Origin of the sequence: Paeniglutamicibacter sulfureus (assembly GCF_030512175.1) — a bacterium.
GTDB lineage: Bacteria > Actinomycetota > Actinomycetes > Actinomycetales > Micrococcaceae > Paeniglutamicibacter > Paeniglutamicibacter sulfureus.
This window is the reverse complement of sequence record NZ_JAULBL010000001.1, coordinates 860,496-873,930: the sequence shown is the minus strand read 5'-3', so window position 1 is coordinate 873,930 and position 13,435 is coordinate 860,496. Positions and strand designations below refer to the sequence as shown.

Annotated in this window: 12 protein-coding genes and 1 riboswitch; of the genes, 10 read left to right on the top strand and 2 right to left on the bottom strand. The window is 67.0% G+C overall.

Features of this window, described 5'->3' with window-relative positions:
- The first annotated feature begins 110 nt into the window (after nt 1-110).
- The 5 genes from Q2T94_RS03820 to Q2T94_RS03800 are packed head-to-tail and all read left to right on the top strand — an operon-like array spanning nt 111 to nt 4,921.
- Nucleotides 111-1,010, top strand: a complete 900-nt coding sequence (locus Q2T94_RS03820) for an ABC transporter substrate-binding protein (RefSeq protein WP_264268510.1) — start codon at nt 111-113, stop codon at nt 1,008-1,010.
- Nucleotides 1,007-1,963 (top strand): amino acid ABC transporter permease, encoded by a 957-nt coding sequence (locus Q2T94_RS03815; protein ID WP_264268509.1) that lies wholly within the window; start codon nt 1,007-1,009, stop codon nt 1,961-1,963. Before Q2T94_RS03820 ends, Q2T94_RS03815 begins: the two co-directional genes overlap by 4 nt.
- Nucleotides 1,960-2,727, top strand: coding sequence for an amino acid ABC transporter ATP-binding protein (locus tag Q2T94_RS03810; protein ID WP_264268508.1), 768 nt, complete (start codon nt 1,960-1,962; stop codon nt 2,725-2,727). Before Q2T94_RS03815 ends, Q2T94_RS03810 begins: the two co-directional genes overlap by 4 nt.
- A gap of 38 nt (nt 2,728-2,765) precedes the next feature.
- Entirely contained in the window at nt 2,766-3,917 is a 1,152-nt protein-coding gene (locus Q2T94_RS03805; RefSeq protein ID WP_302262950.1) for an aminotransferase class I/II-fold pyridoxal phosphate-dependent enzyme, read from the top strand.
- Nucleotides 3,914-4,921 (top strand): PDR/VanB family oxidoreductase, encoded by a 1,008-nt coding sequence (locus Q2T94_RS03800; RefSeq protein ID WP_264268506.1) that lies wholly within the window; start codon nt 3,914-3,916, stop codon nt 4,919-4,921. Before Q2T94_RS03805 ends, Q2T94_RS03800 begins: the two co-directional genes overlap by 4 nt.
- A gap of 19 nt (nt 4,922-4,940) precedes the next feature.
- Here the strand turns inward: Q2T94_RS03800 and Q2T94_RS03795 are convergent, their stop codons facing one another.
- Both Q2T94_RS03795 and Q2T94_RS03790 read right to left on the bottom strand, forming a co-directional pair.
- A complete protein-coding gene (locus tag Q2T94_RS03795; RefSeq protein WP_302262949.1) occupies nt 4,941-5,225 on the bottom strand; it encodes a hypothetical protein in 285 nt (94 codons plus the stop codon).
- A gap of 22 nt (nt 5,226-5,247) precedes the next feature.
- A riboswitch (SAM riboswitch) is annotated at nt 5,248-5,380 on the bottom strand.
- Between the two features lie 107 nt (nt 5,381-5,487).
- Nucleotides 5,488-6,516: an agmatine deiminase family protein gene (locus tag Q2T94_RS03790; protein ID WP_302262948.1), complete on the bottom strand. Its 1,029-nt coding sequence runs from the start codon at nt 6,514-6,516 to the stop codon at nt 5,488-5,490.
- Between the two features lie 229 nt (nt 6,517-6,745).
- Between Q2T94_RS03790 and Q2T94_RS03785 the strand changes: the two genes are divergently transcribed.
- The 5 genes from Q2T94_RS03785 to Q2T94_RS03765 all read left to right on the top strand — a co-directional run bounded on the left by Q2T94_RS03785 (nt 6,746) and on the right by Q2T94_RS03765 (nt 13,374).
- The gene (locus tag Q2T94_RS03785) at nt 6,746-7,801 is read left to right on the top strand and encodes a zinc-dependent alcohol dehydrogenase family protein (protein WP_302262947.1); all 1,056 of its coding nucleotides are present in this window, start codon (nt 6,746-6,748) and stop codon (nt 7,799-7,801) included.
- A gap of 175 nt (nt 7,802-7,976) precedes the next feature.
- Nucleotides 7,977-9,383 (top strand): Nramp family divalent metal transporter, encoded by a 1,407-nt coding sequence (locus Q2T94_RS03780; RefSeq protein WP_264268502.1) that lies wholly within the window; start codon nt 7,977-7,979, stop codon nt 9,381-9,383.
- 37 nt (nt 9,384-9,420) lie between these two features.
- Nucleotides 9,421-10,464: an L-idonate 5-dehydrogenase gene (locus Q2T94_RS03775; RefSeq protein ID WP_302262946.1), complete on the top strand. Its 1,044-nt coding sequence runs from the start codon at nt 9,421-9,423 to the stop codon at nt 10,462-10,464.
- A 178-nt stretch (nt 10,465-10,642) separates the two neighbouring features.
- Entirely contained in the window at nt 10,643-11,203 is a 561-nt protein-coding gene (locus Q2T94_RS03770; RefSeq protein ID WP_302262945.1) for a hypothetical protein, read from the top strand.
- Nucleotides 11,200-13,374 carry a bifunctional polysaccharide deacetylase/glycosyltransferase family 2 protein gene (locus Q2T94_RS03765; protein WP_302262944.1) on the top strand — a complete coding sequence of 725 codons (2,175 nt, stop codon included), beginning with the start codon at nt 11,200-11,202 and terminating at the stop codon, nt 13,372-13,374. Before Q2T94_RS03770 ends, Q2T94_RS03765 begins: the two co-directional genes overlap by 4 nt.
- Nucleotides 13,375-13,435: the final 61 nt, after the last annotated feature.

Here is a 13,435-nt window from a genome sequence, read left to right as displayed (position 1 = left end):
TGCCCATGCCCAAAAAGCCCGTGCCCGTCACGGAATCCGACGGATTCACCCACATGAAAGTCCCCATCCGCTCCAGCAGTTCAGTACGCATCCATCAGGAGGAACCCACCATGAAAAACTCCACGCGCACCATCCGTTCCGGCGCACTTGGTGCACTTGCCCTGGCCGGCATGCTCGCGCTCTCCGCATGCGGCGGGACCGCGGAAGCCGAGAATCCGGCCGCAGCCAACGCAAGTGCGCCCCTGTTTAGTCAACTGCCGGAGAAGGTCCAAAAATCCGGGGCCATCAACGTGGCCAGCAACGTCGAATACCCGCCATTTGAATCCTTTGACACGGACGGCACCACCGTCATCGGCATCGACAGGGAAATCGCCGACGAGCTGGAGAAGCAGTTGGGCGTCACCATGGACTTCGACAACATCGCCTTCGACGCGATCATCCCGGGCCTTGCCTCGGCACGCTACGACATGGCCATGTCGGCGATGTCCGACACCGTCGAACGCCAGAAGCAGGTCAACTTCATCGACTACTTCTCCGCGGGAGGAGGCGTCATGACCTCGGCAGCGAACGCAGAGAAACTCAAGACGCTCGATGACCTCTGCGGCTCCCACGTGGGCATCGTGAAGGGCACCACCGAGGACGCCGACGCAGCCGAGGCCTCCAAGAAGTGCGAGGAAGCCGGCAAGCAGGCGGTCAAGGTCACGATCTTCGCCGGACAGAACCAGGCCGTGCTGGCCCTGCAGTCGAACCGCGTGGACGCCTTCCTGGTCGATTCGACCTCCGGGTCGGTCATTGCCGCTGAGTCCAAGGGCGCCCTGGCCATGGGCGAACGGTACCAGGACCTTGCCTTCGGCATAGTCTTCCCCAAGGACCAGGAACAGCTCATGAACACCATCCAAAAGGGACTCGAGGCCATCAAGGCCGACGGCAGCTACGACAAGATCCTGGCCAAGTACAACATGGCCGACCACACCATGGAGTCCTTCCCCGTCAACGGGGTCAAGCAATGACAACTCGGGCCCCGGAACCACGGGAGAACGGGCTGGTCATCGTGCCGGCGCGCTATCTGGGCCGCTGGATTGCCGCGGTGGCAGTCGTCGGCATCCTGCTGATACTGATCTACTCGATGTTTGCCAACGAACGCTTCCACTGGGACGTGGTTGGCGAGTACCTCTTCGCCAAGCCGGTGCTGGCGGGCCTGGGGCGGACCCTGATGCTCACGGCGATCTCGATGCTCATCGGCATCGTGCTGGGGATCGTGGTGGCGGTGTGCAGGCTCTCTGCGAATCCGATCCTGTCCACCGCGGCCTGGGCGTACTCGTGGTTCTTCCGCGGGACGCCACTAATGGTGCAACTGCTCTTCTGGTTCTTCCTGGCGGCCCTGATCCCGAACATCGGGCTCGGCATCCCGTTCGGACCGGAGCTGCTGAGTATCGACACCAACTCGGTGATTTCCCCGTTCACCGCAGCGCTCTTGGGCCTGAGCCTCAATGAGGGCGCGTACATGGGAGAGATCGTGCGCTCGGGCATCCGCTCCATAGCCACGGGCCAGACCGAGGCGGCGAAGGCCATCGGGATGTCCAGGATGCAGACCATGCGCCGGGTGATCCTGCCGCAGGCCATGCGCGTGATCATCCCGCCGACCGGCAACGAGACCATCGGCATGCTCAAGTACACCTCCTTGGTCATCGTCATTGGGTACTCGGAGCTGTTGACCAGCGTGTCGATCATCTACTCGCGCAATTTCCAGACCATTCCGCTGCTCATCGTGGCGGCCATCTGGTACCTGGCGGTCACCGCGGTGCTTTCCGTGGGCCAGTACTTCATCGAACGCCACTTTGAACGGGGCTTCTCACCCATCAAGGGCAAGAAGCCCGCGGCGCCCGCTGCCTCGGCAACCGGCCCCGGCGCGGGACCAAAGGCAGCGCCAAGCATCGAGCCGGAATTGGAGCCAAGCAAATGAACGAACCAGTCCTGCGCGCCCACAATGTGCGCAAGTCCTTCGGCCACCTGGAAATCCTCAAGGGCATCACCCTTGAGGTGCAGGCCGGACAGGTCGCGTGCCTGCTGGGGCCATCCGGCTCGGGCAAGAGCACGTTCCTGAGGTGCATCAACCACCTGGAAAAAATCAGTGACGGGGAAATGTGGGTCCACGGGGAGCGCATTGGATACCGCCGTTCGGGGAACAAGTTGCACGAGCTGAAGGAAAACGAAACGGCCAGGCAACGTGCATCCGTCGGCATGGTCTTCCAGCAATTCAACCTGTTTCCGCACCGGACCGCCCTGGAGAACGTGATTGAGGGACCGACCATCGTGCAGCGCAAATCGCGCGCGAAGGCCATGGCCGAAGGCATGGAACTGCTGGACCGGGTGGGATTGGCAGACAAGTACCAGCACTACCCCGCGCAGCTCTCCGGGGGCCAGCAGCAACGCGTGGCCATCGCCCGGGCCCTGGCCCTGAAGCCAAAGCTCATGCTCTTCGACGAGCCGACCTCCGCGCTCGACCCGGAGCTGGTGGGGGAGGTGCTGGAGGTCATGACTTCCCTGGCGGCTTCGGGGATGACCATGATCGTGGTGACCCACGAAATGGGCTTCGCCAAGGAAGTCGGGGACGTCGTGCACTTCATGGCGGACGGGCAGCTGGTGGAATCCGGCAGCCCCAGGCAGGTCCTGGAGGACCCCCGCGAACCCAGAACCCAGGCCTTCCTGTCCAAGGTCTTGGCCTAAGGGCGTCGATGGAATCCACCCGGAGAAGGAAGGACCAGATGTCCCACGAGCAATCCGGCGCACGCGAGGCGACACCACGGCCGCGCAACCTGGTGAACCTGCTGCCGAACTATTCGCGCTCGCCGGCCGCGGGGAAGGTGCGGTGGGTGGCTTCCTCCAACGAATCCTGGATGTCGCCCTCGCCCGCTGCCGTTGCGGCCATGGCGGCCAGCGTGCAACGCTCCAACCGCTATCCGAGCCTGGCCGGGGACCGGCTGGTGGCCGCGCTGTCCGACACGCTCGGGCTGCCCGGCACCCAGGTTGCGGTGGGGGCAGGGTCCCTGGCCCTGCTGGGCCAGGTCCTTGCCGCGTTCGCCGGGCCGGGCGACGAGGTGCTGTACGCCTGGCGCAGCTATGAGGCCTATCCGATCCTGGTCACGCTGGCAGGGGCCCGGGGCGTCCAGGTGCCGCTGGACGCGGCCCATCGCCACGACCCGGAGGCCATGCTCCGTGCCATCACCGAACGCACCGCGGTGGTGCTGCTGTGCAATCCCAACAACCCCACCGGAACGGTGCTGGGGATCAACGAAGTCGAATCCTTCCTCGCGAGGGTTCCGGGCCGGGTGCTCGTGGTGCTCGACGAGGCCTACATCGAGTTCTCCGAATCCAGTGGCGACACCCTGATGCTGCTGCCCAAGTACCCGAACCTGGTGATCCTGCGGACCTTCTCCAAGGCCCATGCCCTGGCCGGGGCGCGGGCCGGATACCTGCTGGGAGGGGAGGGCATCGTCCGCGCCATTCGCAAGGTGGCCCCGCCCTTTGGGCTGAGCGCGGTGGCAGAGGCCGGCGCCGTGGCGGCCCTCGCCGACACCGACTACCTGCTCGGCACCGTGGCCGCGGTGGCGGGCGAACGCGAATTCCTGCACCGGAAACTGGAGGCCCGCGGTATTGGCGTCCCATGCAGCGGAGGCAACTTCCTCTGGATCCCGGAAGACGGCCGGCTGGCGACCGTCATCGAACGCGCGTGCGCCGCGCACGGGGTGTCGGTCCGGGCCTTCGACGGCGCGGGAGTGCGGGTGACCATTGGCCCGCGTCTGGCCTCCCTCGCAATCCTGGCCGCCTTGGACGAGCCGGCAGCGGCGCGGCCCCCTCAAACGCCGCAGACAGTACTCACCACCCACCCAATCCACAGCACTGGAGGTGCATCGTGATCAGCACAAGTGAAAAGCACATCATCGAGGAACCGGTGGCGACCAGCCAGACGAGCGAGGACGGGTTCTTCGTCGTGGACGTGGTGGACATCCGGCGGGAATCCGAATCGGTTCTCTCCCTGGGCATTGCCCGCCCGGACGGGCTCGCCCTGCCGGACTGGAGTCCGGGATCGCACATCGACGTCATGCTCCCCAACGGGCTGCTGCGCCAATACTCCCTGTGCTCCGCCCCCGGGGAGCCGCGCTGGCGGCTGGGGGTGTTGCGGGAGCCCGCCGGCCGCGGCGGATCCGCCTACATCCACGACCAACTGAAGCCCGGCGAGCAGCTGCGCGTCAGGAGCCCGCGCAACAATTTCGCGCTCGGGCCCGCACCCGAATACGTGTTCATCGCCGGGGGCATCGGCATCACGCCCATCCTGCCCATGCTGCGCGCGGCCGAGGCCTCCGGGGTGCCGTGGCGCCTTGTCTATCTGGGGCGCAGCCGCAGCTCCATGGCCTTCACCGGCGAACTGGCACAGTACGGCGAGAAGGTCCACGTGCACGCGGACGACGAATCCGGGCTCTATCCCCTGGGCGAGCTGCTCGGCGGCCCGGCGGCGGGATTCCACGCCTATGTGTGCGGCCCCGGCCCGCTGCTGGACTACATCGCCACGCTCACCACCGGTTGGCAGGACCCCGCACGGTTCCACTTTGAACGCTTTGTCGCCGACGCGGCCGCGAGCGCGCCTGCCGCGGGAGACCATGAATTCACCGTAGAGACGACCGAAGGCCTTCAGGTGCAGGTTCCGGTGGGCACCAGCATCCTCACCGCACTGGAAGAAGTCGGGGTGCAGGTGCTGAACTCCTGCCGGGAGGGCATCTGCGGGACCTGCGAGACCCCGGTGGTCGCGGGGGAGATCGACCACCGCGATTCGCTGCTCAGCGATCAGGAGCGGGAGGCCGGCGACACCATGATGATCTGCGTGTCGCGTTGCAAGGGCGGGCGCCTGGTGCTGGACATCTAGCACCAGGCCCGGCGGGGCGTCAGGCGCGCAGGCGGAAGAACGAGCTGCCGACCAGTTCGTGGGCCCCGGGCAGCAGGAGAACCAGCAGCTCGGGGTTGAACTGGACCTCGACGGGGCCGCGGCCGACCAATGCGGCCGAGAGCTTGCGCGGGGCCAGTGCCTCGAGCACCCACTCGTCGGGACCCGCGCCAATGTGCAGCAGGTCGGTGTCCGCGTCGAGGTGGAGCCAGGCGGCGATCCAGTCGCCGGTGAAGCGCGGAAGCGGGTTATCCGTGGGGGCGGAAGTCAGGGTGGGGCCGTACATGATGTGCACACGTCCTTGGGGTTCGTTGTCCTTGCCCTTTCGTGCGGGATGCGCGACAGGGCCGCTTCGTCATCCGAACCACCCACCGTGCAACTATGGGGTTGGCGTCTGTTTTAGTCGGAGCTATGCCTATGCGGCAACCAGAACTCGTGAAGCTGATCCAACCCTACGGCGAAGCGGGGACGTTTTGCCAGCGCGGACGTGCGGGGAGCAACAAACGGTCATCTGTGACGGCGAGTGACCTTGCCATCCCGAGAGGGGTTCATTTCGCCGTCGGCATCGGCTCCTGCTGGGTGATGCAGTGGATGCCGCCGCCGCGGGCGAATAGCTCACGGGCATCCACGCCCACGACCTTGCGCCCCGGGTAGGCGTCGGAAAGGACGGCAAGGGCCTTTTCGTCGTTGGGATCGTTGAAGGTGCAGGCCACCACCCCGTCGTTGACGACCAGGTGGTTGATGTAGCTGTAGTCCACGAACCCCTCGGTGTCGCGCAGCGTCGCAGGGGCAGGGACCTCGATGACGGTGAATTCGCGGCCCCTGGCGTCGGTGGCGCCGCGGAAGGACGCGGCGATTTCCCGGCTGGCCGCATAGTCCGGGTGCTCGGGGTCCTCCTGCATGTGAACCAGCACGGTGCCGGGGGAGGGGATGGTCGCCACGATGTCCACATGTCCGCGGGTGCCGAATTCCTCGCTGTCGCGGGTCAGCCCGCGCGGGAGCCAATGTACCTTGGTGGCGCCCAGGGTGCGCGCGAACTCCTCCTCGACCTCGGCCTTGGTGATGCCGGGGTTGCGCCCGGGATCCAGCTGCACGGTCTCGGTGGCCAGCACCGTGCCCTGCCCGTCGACGTGGATGCCGCCGCCCTCGTTGACCAGGGTCGAGGCGATGCGGGGCGCGCCGGCCCACTCGGCCACGATGGCACCGATCTTCTCGTCCTTGTCCCAGGCAGCCCAGTCCTGGGCGCCCCAGCCGTTGAACACCCAGTCCACCGCGGCGAGCCCGCCGTGCTCGTCGGTAACGAAGGTCGGCCCGATGTCGCGCATCCAGGCGTCGTTGAGCTCGGCCGTGCGGACCTCGATGCGCTCATCGAGATAGCGTGCGGCAATTTCCACGTCGGCGGGGTCCACCACCATGACGACCGGGGCGAACCCGGCCACCGCGTGGGCGACGTTGGCCCAGGTCGAGCGAGCCGCGTGGGCCTCGGCCCCGGTGACGCCCAGCGTGTATCCCTCGTGGGGGAAGGCCATCCAGACGCGCTTCTGGGCCGAGGTCTCGGCGGGCATTGACCAACTCATGGTGTGTGCTCCTGCTTGGTAGGTGGTGCGCGATACGCCGGCGCCGGACAAGGTGCATGGGATGGCCATTACGCTAAATGAATATCGTTCATTTATTATGCTGGTTGACCGGAGCGTGCGCAAGGGGTGTGCGCCTCTCCGCGGGAAGCCAGCGCTGGTATCCGAGTAGCGGCAGCAGGCTGGGCATAGGGTGGAACCATTGCCGGCCCACCACTTTGCGGAGGAACACATGCGCGCCACCCTGATCCACGGACCGCGGGACATCCGCGTCGAAAACTGCCCCGAGCCGACATTGCTCGCCGACACCGACGCCATCGTGCGCGTCACCGCCTCGTGCGTCTGCGGCTCGGACCTCTGGCCCTATCGCGGGGTCAGCCAAACGCCCAGGCCCCGGCGCATCGGCCACGAGTTCATCGGCCGTATCGAGGCGGTCGGCGACGGGGTTTCAACCCTGACCGTGGGCGACTTCGTGGTGGCGCCCTGGGCCAATAGCTGCGGCGCCTGCCCTCCGTGCCGCCACGGCGTCCAGGTCGCTTGCGAACACCGGGCCCATTGGGGCGGGGTGGACGAGCACGGGCTGCCCGTGGACGGCGGGCAAGGCGAGATGGTGCGGGTGCCCAATGCCGAGGGCACGCTCGTCGCGGTCCCCGGGGTCACGGAGCCCGACCAGGCGCTGTCCAAGTCGCTGTTGGCGCTCTCGGACGTCATGGGCACCGGCCACCACGCAGCCCTCGGGGCCCGTGTCGAACCCGGCCGGAGCGTGGTGGTGGTCGGTGACGGGGCCGTGGGTTTGTGCGGGGTGCTCGCGTCCAAGCGACTGGGCGCCACGCGCATCATCGCCATGTCCCGGCACTCCGACCGCGCGGCACTGGCCAGGGCGTTCGGGGCCACCGACATTGTCGCCGAGCGCGGCGCCGAGGCGGCGGCGAAGGTGCGCGAGCTGCTCGGGGGTGTGCTGGCGGACTCCGTGCTCGAATGCGTCGGCACCGCCGAATCCATGGACCAGGCGTTGCGCTGCACCCGGCCCGGCGGTGCCCTGGGCTTCGTGGGCGTCCCGCACGGGGATGACCCGCTGCCGATGTCAGTGCTGTTCTCCAAGAACATCTCAGTGGCTGGCGGGGCCGCCAGTACCCGCGCCTATCTTCCCGAACTGCTCGTCGACGTGCTGGAAGGGAGCATCAACCCGGGCCTGGTCTTCGACTCGGTCATGGATCTCGAGCAGGCTCCGGAGGCGTACAGGGCAATGGATGAGCGTCGGGCCATCAAGGTGATGCTCATTCCGTAATCTGGAGGCCGCAGCGGACGTAGATTTGTTTCCGAGGTGCGTGGCTAATATCATACTTATTGGTTCTCTCGGCGATCGTCAATTGAGGTCAATACCCGGCTGGCACAGGAGGCCGCGGGGGAACCCCCGATGATTTCGGCCTTTCAAGGCCGGTTGCACACCTCAAAGGAGCGGTATGTCTATCACCACCCCCGAGTCGCGCCCGCTGGGCGACGAAACGGTCGACCCGTACGCGTTGGATCCCCGGTCCATCATGGACCCGCCCACCCGCTGGCGGGACAGGTTCAAGTTCCTTGGCCCGGGCATGATCACATCGGCCGCCGTCGTCGGTTCCGGCGAGCTGCTCACCGCCACCACGCTCGGTGCCAAGGCAGGTTTCATGCTGCTCTGGCTGGTGCTGGCTTCCACCTTCATCAAGGTATGGGTGCAGATCGAGTTGGGCCGCTGGTCCATTTCCACCGGCAAGGTCGCCGTCACCGGCTATGACGAGGTCCCGCCGCGGATCGGCAAGCGCGGCTGGATGGCCTGGCTCATCCTGCTGATGTTCGTGCAGTTCCTGACCAGCCAGGCCGGTGTCATCACCGCCTCGGCCTTCGCGTTCTCCTCGCTGCTGCCCATCGGGCCGGACCCGTACTCGTTCCTGTCCATCGGCACCTGGGTGGCCATCCTGGTGGTGATCGCCATCGCGATCCACCTGGGCAACAAGTACGTCGTGGTCGAGGGCATCTCCACGGTGCTGGTCTTCCTGGTGACGATCTTCGCCGTCGTGATGGTCTTCGCCATCCAAGGCACCGAATTCAGCTGGAACGTCGGCGACTTGGCCGACGGCATGCGCTTCCAGATCGCGCTGGGCTCCATCGGCGTGGCCCTGTCCATGTTCGGCCTCACCGGTGTGGGTGCCGGCGAGATCACCGCCTACACCTACTGGTGTGTGGAAAAGGGCTACGCCTCCTGGACCGGCCCCAACGACGGCTCCGAAGCCTGGGTCAAGCGGGCCCGCGGCTGGATCTCCGTGATGAAGCTCGATGCCTGGGTCTCCTGGGTCGTCTACACCGTATCCACCGCCGCCCTCTACATGCTCGGTGCCGCGGTGCTGCACCCGCAGGGCCTGGAGCCCAAGGGCGACGAGGTCATGACAACGATCTCCTCCATCTTCTCCACCAACGTCGGCCAATGGGGTGCCGTGGTGTTCCTGGTCGGTGCCGGCATCGCGCTGTTCAAGACCATCATCGCCAACGTTCCGTCGCTCGGCCGCCAGGTCGGCAACACCCTCGCTGTGTTCGGGGCCTTCGACTGGAACAACCGCAAACAGCGCGACCGCTGGATGCGCGTCATCATGATCGTGCTCCCCATCGTCTGGGGCTTGTTTGGCACCGTCGTCTCCTCTCCGCTGGCCCTGATTGTCCTGGCCGGCATCCTCAACGCCATCTTCCTGATGGGTGTCGCCGCGGCAACCATCTACCTCTCGCATAAGCAGACAGACCCGCGTGTCAAGGACGGCAAGGCCTTCACGGCCATGCTGGTCCTCTCCGCAGTCGCCGTGTTCTTCGTCGGCGTCATGGGTCTTGTCAACATGTTCTAATCCGCCTCACGGCGCAGTATCAAGGAGTACCTCTCACATGCAGGCAGTTGTTGTGCACGGCAAGGACGACCTGCGGGTCGAGGACATCGCGGATCCCGTCTGCGGCGCCGAGCAGGTCCTGGTGGCCATGGAATGGGGCGGGATCTGTGGGTCGGACATCGCCTATTGGAAGTCCGGCGCCTCGGGCACCGCGGTGCTCTCGGCCCCGCTGGTCCTGGGTCACGAGGTCTCCGGAACGGTCGCCGAAATCGGTCCCGACGCCGCTGCGGCGCTGGCGGCGCGCGGGATCGGCATCGGCAGCAACGTGACGATGCACCCCGCAACCCTGGTTGGCGAGCACCAGGTGCCCGCCGACACCGCGGACCGCACCAACCTGTGGCCCGAGGTGCGCTACTTCGGCTCGGCGGCATTCGAACCGCACGAGCAGGGCGGCTTCAGCCGCCTCCGCGCGGTGCGCCCCGAGCAGCTGCGCGTCGTGCCCGAGGGCGTCTCGCTCAAGGAAGCGGCACTGGCCGAGCCCTTCGCCGTGGCGCTGCATGCGGTGGCCCGCGCCGGAGACGTGGCGGGAAAGACGGTGCTGGTCAACGGCGCCGGACCGATCGGCGCGCTGGCGGTTGCGGCGGCCAAGGCGGCCGGGGCCGCCACGGTCATTGCCGCGGACCTCTCGGATGCTGCCCTGGACATTGCCGCGCGGATGGGAGCGGATCAGTGCGTGAACCCCGCGTCAGGCGGAGTCCTGCCGCAGGACGTGGATGTGGCCATCGAGGCCTCCGGCGCCCCTCGGGCGCTGGGCGGCGTGATCGCCGCGGTGCGCCGCGGCGGGGTCATGGTGCAGGTCGGAAACCTGCCTGGCGGGGAAATCTCCGCGGCGCTGGGGAACATCGTGACTCGCGAGATCGACTACCGCGGTTCCTACCGCTTTGTCGATGAGATCTCCGAGGCGCTCGACCTCATGGCCTCCGGCGTGGACGTCTCACCGTTGATGACGCACGAGGTCCTGCTCGCCGAGGCACTGGCCGGATTCGACCTCGCCGCCGACCGCTCCTCGGGTTCCTCCAAGGTCATGATTCGCCTGGGCTAGGGACACGGCTCCGGCTCGAATCCAGTACCTTGCCCGGTGGCCCGCGGCCCCGCTGCACCGCCGGGCTCCGGTGCGCTTGGAGGACATAATCGCAGGTCAAACATGTGTCCTTGGGCACCGTTTCTTGCAATCGTGATGCTTTTGTGACCTTTGGGGCCGTGTACTACAGTAAATCCCGATGCCTGACTTGACTAAACCCCATGCCCAAGCACCGTCCGCCGCAACGCATGAACCCATTTTTGTCGACCCGTCGGGCAGACGCCGACAGCAGGTCTTGACGGTCGGAGTCATCACCGTGGGATTCATGTCGATGTACGCCCTGGTGATGCTGTTCGCCTTGCTGGGAGGTTCCACGGTTGCGGCTCCGCCACTGCCTCCGCGGGCCGAAGCAGGCGCGGGAGCGGAAACGGTGGCGCTGCGGGAGCAACCCTCCACGAATCCATCGCCGGCACCGCTGCCCCGAGAGGCATCCACCGCTCGGAAAACGCCGGGTCCCGCCGCACCACAGCAGAGAACATCCGCGCCGGGCAGCGCAGCAGAGACCTCGGCCTCCGCACAGCGAACCGAAAGCGCCGATCCCGAAGGTACGGAAGCGCAGACGAGTGCCGAACCGACGGATCCTGCCCCAAGCACCGCCGTCGCGCAGAGCGCCCCCGGAAAGAGCGCAGCAGCCCCGGGTCGAAGTGACACCAAGCCGAGCCGGGCCACCGCCAAGCCGACACGCGAGGCCCGGCCATGAGTTCGGGACGCCGCTCCAGGCGCCCCGCACGCAGCGACGGGATCGGGGCGCACTGGGTTCTCCTGTCGGCCGTCATGCTGACGCTGGGCCTGGCCTTGGCCATCCAGGGATACATCAACCACCCGGTGGACAGTGACGCTCCCCCCGGTTCCGCGCGCGCCTCCAACGCCGGAAACACCCCCGGTGCCGTCCTGGAGGGTGGCCCCATTGTGGATCCGCGGGGGGAGGGCGTGCGCACCACCGCACCGTCCGCCGACTCCGTGGCCCTGACGTTCAACAACGGGCCGGACCCGATGTGGACACCGAGGATCCTTGACACCTTGCGCGAGCACCGTGTCCATGCCACCTTCTTCGTGACCGGTTCCGCGGCCGTCAGGCACCCCGAGCTCATTCGTCGCATGTTTGCGGAGGGCCATGAGATCGGCATCCAGACGCTCACGAACAGCGACCTAGCCGCGGTGCCCGATTGGCGGCGCCAGCTTGAGATCCGCGGGGCACAGAAAGTCATCACGGGGATCACCGGGCACTCCCCGACCCTCTTGCGCCCGCCGGCCAGCTACGACAATGCGGCGCTCACCCAGGTCCAATGGAGCTTCATGGATACCGCCGCGGACGACGGGTACCTCACTGTCCTGAGCAGCCACGACAGCGCCGACAATGTCCGCCCCGGCGCCGAGGTGATCGCCGATCGGCTCACCATGCTGGAAGCGGCCGGGGAAGTCGTCCTGATGCACGACGGCGGCGGAAACAGGTCCCAGACCCTCGCCGCCCTTGATGCGGCCTTGGAAGGGTCGTCCGACCAGGGCCATCGCTTCACCACGGTCGGCGGCTCGATCGGCGTGGACAGCAGCCGGCCCGCATCCACCGCCGACACCGTCACGGGCCATGCCTTTGTGTGGGGCATCAGGATCACCGAGGCCGTCGTCGTGGCGATTTCCTGGGCGCTCGTGGCGGCCGGGGTGTTGACGCTGTTGCGGGCCGTTCTGGTGATGGTCGTGGCCGCCCGGCACAAACGCGCCGAGCGGCTGGGCCGCGAGGCCGAGCGCGACCGCGGGTGGTTCGAACAGCCGATGCGCAAGGAGATCCTCGAACCTGCCAGCGTGATCGTTCCCGCGTACAACGAGTCGGCCGGAATCGAAGCGGCAGTGCGGTCCATCGCCGCTTCGCACCACCCGGTGGAGGTCATCGTCGTTGACGACGGATCGACCGACGGCACCGCCGACATCGTCGAGTCACTCGGGCTGCCCGGAGTGGTGGTCATCCGCAAGCAGAACGGCGGAAAGCCGTCCGCCTTGAACGCCGGCATTGCGGCGGCCAACCACGAACTGGTGGTGATGGTCGACGGCGACACCGTCTTCGAGCCCGACACCGTCCACCTCCTGCTCCAGCGTTTTGCCGATCCAAAGGTGGGCGCCATCTCCGGCAACACCAAGATTGCCAACCGCGGCGGCATCCTGGGCGCATGGCAGCACATTGAATACGTCGTCGGGTTCGACCTGGACCGCCGCCTGTTCGACGTCGCCGAATGCATGCCCACTGTCCCCGGCGCGATCGGGGCGTTCCGCCGCGAGGCACTGGACCGGGTGGGCGGCGTCAGCGACGACACCCTGGCCGAGGACACCGACCTCACCATGGCCTTGTCCCGCGACGGCTGGCGCGTCGTCTACGAGGACGAGGCGCTGGCCTGGACCGAGGCGCCTGCCACCCTCGGCGCCCTGTGGAAGCAGCGGTACCGCTGGTGCTACGGCACCTTGCAGGCCATGTGGAAGCACCGCGGGGCCATGGCCCAGTCGGGACCTGCCGGCAAGCTCGGGCGTCGGGGGATCGGCTACCTGATGGTCTTCCAGGTGCTGCTTCCGTTGTTCGCGCCGGTGGTCGATGTGTTCGCCATCTACGGGCTGGTCTTCCTGGATCCGCTCCGGATCGCCGTGGTGTGGACCCTCTTCCTGCTGATCCAACTGGTCATGGCCGGCTATGCGTTCAAGCTTGACCGCGAGCCCCTGCACGCCCTGTGGACGCTCCCGCTGCAGCAGTTCGTCTATCGGCAGCTGATGTACCTGGTGGTGATCCAGTCGGTGGTCACCGCGTTCACCGGTGTTCGCCTGCGTTGGCACCGGATGGAGCGCTACGGCAGCCTGCGGGTCCCGCAAGCCGCCCAGGAACGTTCCTAGGCCCGGAAGCCCTGCACTGCGCAACATGGTGCAGGCCCGGCGGGCGTCGTCCCCTCGATCA

Bases quoted from the DNA above. Each gene is read 5' to 3' on its own strand.
- Q2T94_RS03780 (WP_264268502.1), top strand. From the start codon at position 7,977: ATGTCTATCACCACCCCCGAGTCGCGCCCGCTGGGCGACGAAACGGTC.
- Q2T94_RS03815 (WP_264268509.1), top strand. From the start codon at position 1,007: ATGACAACTCGGGCCCCGGAACCACGGGAGAACGGGCTGGTCATCGTG.
- Q2T94_RS03790 (WP_302262948.1), bottom strand. From the start codon at position 6,516: ATGAGTTGGTCAATGCCCGCCGAGACCTCGGCCCAGAAGCGCGTCTGG.
- Q2T94_RS03770 (WP_302262945.1), top strand. From the start codon at position 10,643: ATGCCTGACTTGACTAAACCCCATGCCCAAGCACCGTCCGCCGCAACG.
- Q2T94_RS03775 (WP_302262946.1), top strand. From the start codon at position 9,421: ATGCAGGCAGTTGTTGTGCACGGCAAGGACGACCTGCGGGTCGAGGAC.
- Q2T94_RS03765 (WP_302262944.1), top strand. From the start codon at position 11,200: ATGAGTTCGGGACGCCGCTCCAGGCGCCCCGCACGCAGCGACGGGATC.
- Q2T94_RS03795 (WP_302262949.1), bottom strand. From the start codon at position 5,225: ATGTACGGCCCCACCCTGACTTCCGCCCCCACGGATAACCCGCTTCCG.
- Q2T94_RS03820 (WP_264268510.1), top strand. From the start codon at position 111: ATGAAAAACTCCACGCGCACCATCCGTTCCGGCGCACTTGGTGCACTT.
- Q2T94_RS03785 (WP_302262947.1), top strand. From the start codon at position 6,746: ATGCGCGCCACCCTGATCCACGGACCGCGGGACATCCGCGTCGAAAAC.
- Q2T94_RS03805 (WP_302262950.1), top strand. From the start codon at position 2,766: ATGTCCCACGAGCAATCCGGCGCACGCGAGGCGACACCACGGCCGCGC.
- Q2T94_RS03810 (WP_264268508.1), top strand. From the start codon at position 1,960: ATGAACGAACCAGTCCTGCGCGCCCACAATGTGCGCAAGTCCTTCGGC.